This window comes from Legionella sp. (assembly GCF_047605385.1).
Lineage (GTDB): Bacteria > Pseudomonadota > Gammaproteobacteria > Legionellales > Legionellaceae > Legionella.
On sequence record NZ_JASGFU010000120.1, the window covers coordinates 1 to 4,433 of the forward strand.

A 4,433-nucleotide genomic window follows, 5' to 3' on the forward strand; every position below is an offset into this window, starting at 1 on the left:
GATGAAGTTGATGAAGTTGATGAAGTTGATGAAGTTGATGAAGTTGATGAAGTTGATGAAGTTGGTGGAGTTGGTGGAGTTGGTGGAGTTGATGAAGTTGATGGGCTAGCTTTTTGCATTGACAAACTCTCAAGGAGCATGGCCGTGCTGTCTCCAGAAACAGTAGTCTCTTTTTTCGGAACTATTTTAGGTGAGGTAGATTCTAAAGGGAGTAAGGGCTCAAATTCTTCTGGAGTTATCGCTTTAATGAGTACTATTGTTTTGTCAATGAAGCGACCTAGACGTCCCTCTCCTGTTGTTTGTATATCTGGTGAGATACCCTTGTATGAAAGACTAGAAAGGAATGAAGAAAATATCGAAGGTTCTTTACTAACAATATCTTCATTATCTCTTTTTAAATCGGTTAATGTTTTTAATGCCCGACAGCGTTGTGCCTCTAAATCATAACTATTTTGTATTTGTTCGCTTAATGTTCTAACGCGCTCAGCAACGGAAGTTTCTTTTGCAGCTCTGGTTGCTAAGTCAATCTTAGAGTTGGGATGAAATATTTCATTGCCAATATAATAAATATCTAACTCATAAACGAGATGTAATGGGTTTTTTTTAACTGGGATGTCAATTACTGTATAGGAATAAAGTGTGTTGTTTTTTAGTTTTCGGGTTATGATCTTAGTATAGAGCTCTTTGATTTGATGTCCTAAATTATTAAGACATTCAACGGTTGAACCTTTATTTTTAGGTTCTTTAAATTCTTCACGGCTTGTCTTGACTTGATCAAGTATGGTATTGATCAAGTCGGTCATGTCGTTAACAGCACTTTCATCGGATACTGGTTTATCGTAGCGAGCAATCTGGGTTATTAATTTGTTAATAAGAGTTTGTTGGACTAAAGACAATGCCTTATTATAGCCATAGCTCTCTGATTTTTTTTGTTCTTCGGCACTTATAGGGGTTAATTGCTCATTAATTAAATTTTTTAATACCTTAACAAATATTGTCTCCATTGCTCCACTCCTGTGTATTGGAATTTATTGATTGTGGTAGTATGAATATTCATACATATTTTTATTTATCATTTAGGAAATAGTAATACTCATGAATTTACACATTATTATTTTAGCTGCAGGGCAGGGAAAAAGAATGTATTCCAATGCCCCTAAGGTGCTTCATCAAATTGCTGGAAAGCCAATGTTAGCCAGGGTTGTAGAAACTGCACAGCAACTAAATCCTACGGCAATTCATGTTATTTATGGTCATGGGGGTGAGCAAATAAAGCAATCACTCCCTGACTTGCCTGTCCATTGGGTTCATCAAGCAGAACAATTGGGCACTGGGCATGCCGTAATGCAAGCTTTACCTCATATTCCGCTTCAAGCACAGGTTCTGGTTTTATCCGCTGATGTGCCACTTATTCAAGTAAACACCCTTAAGGCTTTAGTTGAATGTAGCAAAACAACCGATACTCATCAATCTGTTTTGGCACTTTTAGTTGCCTGCCTTGACGATCCAACTGGTCTTGGTCGGATTATTAGAAATAATCAAGGCGAAGTTTCTGCCATTGTAGAAGAAAAAGATGCAAATGAGCAAGAAAAGAATGTAAAAGAAATTTATACGGGCATTTGTTGCGCAGAAACAGCAGATTTAGCGAAATGGCTGCCATTATTGAGCAATGAAAATGCACAAAATGAATATTACTTGACAGATATTATTGCAAAAGCAGTATCGGGTAAGACAGCGATTAAAACCCTGTTGACTCAAGATGTTATGGAAACGTGCGGTGTCAATAATCGTTTACAGTTACATGAATTAGAGCGTGTATGGCAAGTACGCGAAGCCAAACGGCTGATGTTGCAAGGTATAGGTATTGCAGATGCTCAGCGTATTGATGTTCGTGGCGAATTGCTTTGTGGCAAAGATGTGTTTATTGATGTGAACTGTGTATTTCAAGGCAAGGTGGTGCTTGGTGATGGGTGCATTATTGGGCCAAATTGTGTGCTTAGTGATGTGAGTGTTGGTGCAAATACAGAAATTTTTGCCAATAGCTTTTTAGAAGGTTGTCACATTGGTGAGGCATGCACCATTGGTCCTTTTGCGCGTTTACGTAAGGGTACCCAATTAGCAGCACACTGTAAGATTGGCAATTTTGTGGAAACCAAAAATGCAATCTTTGATGAGGGTTCAAAAGCGAGTCATTTAAGCTATTTAGGGGATGTAATCTTAGGCAAAAAAGTCAATATAGGTGCGGGCACAATTACCTGTAATTATGATGGTGTGAATAAGCATAAGACCGTGATTGAAGACGAGGTATTTATTGGTTCTGATACGCAATTAGTCGCTCCAGTTACTGTGGGAGCAAGGGCAACGATTGGTGCTGGCAGTACTATTCGTAAAAATGTTCCGTCTGAAGAGCTTACTTTAACCGTATCACAACAAAAAACGGTTTATGGCTGGAAGCGCCCAGTTAAGAAAAAAGGCGACTCTAAGGCATAGGCTCAACAAATTAAGCTATGATGACATTTGTAAAGTTCAGACATTCTTTTTTTCAAACATAGTGCATAACTTACAAATGATGGGTATGGAGAATATAGTCATGAATATTTTATATTGCCAAACGTCCACGACTAATTTAATGATTTGATCGTAAGGATAAATCCCACCGTATAACAGGCTATAATCAATCAAGCATAAAAGAGAATTAGCGCAGACGTTGGCAAATAAAATACGCAAAGGGCGTTGCATGTTTTTTTGTTCTAAATAATGCAAAAGCATTGTATTACTGGTAAAAGTTGCAAATAAGGTTAAGGAGTCAGCAGGCAATCTGCGCAGCATAATATAACTATAAAATGGATTTAAGTTGAAAAATTCTGGCGAGGGTAAGGCAACAATACTCATCAAAATCATGTCAAAAATAATTTGCGTGGTGCTAAGCATTAAACTTAATTTGATGCCAGTACGATAGCCCCACAATTCTCCGATGAGGGTGCTTATAATCAAGGAGATTGGGAAAAACACAGCACTTGCCGCAAGAATGCCATTATAACTGATAAATGCAATGATTCTGTATTCACAGGCTGAACAAATTAAGGTAATAACCAAGGCTTCGCAAATGAGATAATAACAAAAAGGTATTGCTTCTTTCTCCCGGTTATCCGTGCGCACGGCAGTTTTGTATTTTAATAAGCTCATTAAATAAAGCAGCGTGATAATAAAGAATAATAAAGAGGCAATGATTAGGGAATCAAGCGTTACTTTTGAGAAATTATGCACATGAGTCCCTGAGAATAAGAGAAGGAAGGTGAGTAAAAAAAAGCTTGCACCACCAAGTAGTGCAAGAAAGAGCTTCTGGATAGGAGAAGGTAGAAATCTATTTTTGGGATTGCAAAATAAAAGATGTGGTAGATAAAAACTTAAGGCAAATGCCATTGTTACCGCAAAAAATTTTTTCGGAATATCATCAAAAATGATCTGATAAACTGGGTTACCATGCATATATTCTGCCGCAGGTAAGTTCACTAAAACATACACACCAATGCAGAAGGTATATAAGGTAATCAGTGAAATGTTCAGTAAATGCCGCTGCTCCTTAGGCGTATAAATACGCAAGGCTAATAGATATAAACAAGTAGTGAGGGGACAAATTAGACTATTTACTGATAGCATCATGCCTTTGAGGGAAATGATCTTGAATGCAACATTGATTAATAAAGTTAAGCAGACAATGATTCCCGCAGTGAGGGATAGTAAGCCAGGTGACTGGCGTGCAGGTGAAAATAGGTTCATTTGGTTTTTTTATTCGATAGTATGAATTTTATTTAATCAATAAATGCTTTTAAATGAATTAATTAGCACACAAATATATCATTTGCGTGCTTGAAATAGCAAGTCGCACGGATCGGACCAGTATGGTGATGTTTCTCGCAGGATGAGGGTTAAGGAGAGCGAAATGGACAAATCTACGCGAAGACGGGGATAGTGAACAAGGGCACACATTATATGGCGTTGGTAAAAGTGTTAGTATCATCAGTAATGCAAACTGGGGCATAGAGCGAGCGAAAGTTCCAAGAAAGATGCCAAAAGAGGTAGTGGCGAAAAGGAGTAGCTGGCATCACCATCAATGCTCAACAGTCCCATGTTCCCTTTCTCTGATTAAAGCTGCGCCTGTTAAAACAATCGAAAGCATGGTTATACTATTGATGAGCTCCATCACACCACCGAACCAGCTATTATTTAATTCTTGATTAAACATTATTCTGAAAGGAACATCGAGAGCCAGAGTTTGATTTGAGCGATGGCCTTGCAGAAAAGCAATGACCTCACTCAACAATATTTGTTGGATATCTTCATTACCCAGGGTTGTCCCATTTTAATTTTTGAGGCACCCTTCTCCCGCTTGCGGGAGAAGGGTTGGGGATGAGGGTGTTTAAATTTTAAAT

The 4,433-nt window shown here is 38.1% G+C and carries 3 protein-coding genes; 1 reads left to right on the forward strand and 2 read right to left on the reverse strand.

Features of this window, described 5'->3' with window-relative positions:
- Positions 1-1,004: hypothetical protein (locus QM652_RS14165; RefSeq protein ID WP_415076907.1), on the reverse strand; the 1,004-nt coding region annotated here is incomplete at its 3' end.
- Positions 1,005-1,095: 91 nt separating this feature from the next.
- Between QM652_RS14165 and glmU the strand changes: the two genes are divergently transcribed.
- Positions 1,096-2,490 (forward strand): bifunctional UDP-N-acetylglucosamine diphosphorylase/glucosamine-1-phosphate N-acetyltransferase GlmU, encoded by a 1,395-nt coding sequence (glmU, locus tag QM652_RS14170; RefSeq protein ID WP_415076909.1) that lies wholly within the window; start codon positions 1,096-1,098, stop codon positions 2,488-2,490.
- Positions 2,491-2,526: 36 nt separating this feature from the next.
- Here the strand turns inward: glmU and QM652_RS14175 are convergent, their stop codons facing one another.
- Positions 2,527-3,780, reverse strand: a complete 1,254-nt coding sequence (locus QM652_RS14175; RefSeq protein WP_415076911.1) for a VUT family protein — start codon at positions 3,778-3,780, stop codon at positions 2,527-2,529.
- Positions 3,781-4,433: the final 653 nt, after the last annotated feature.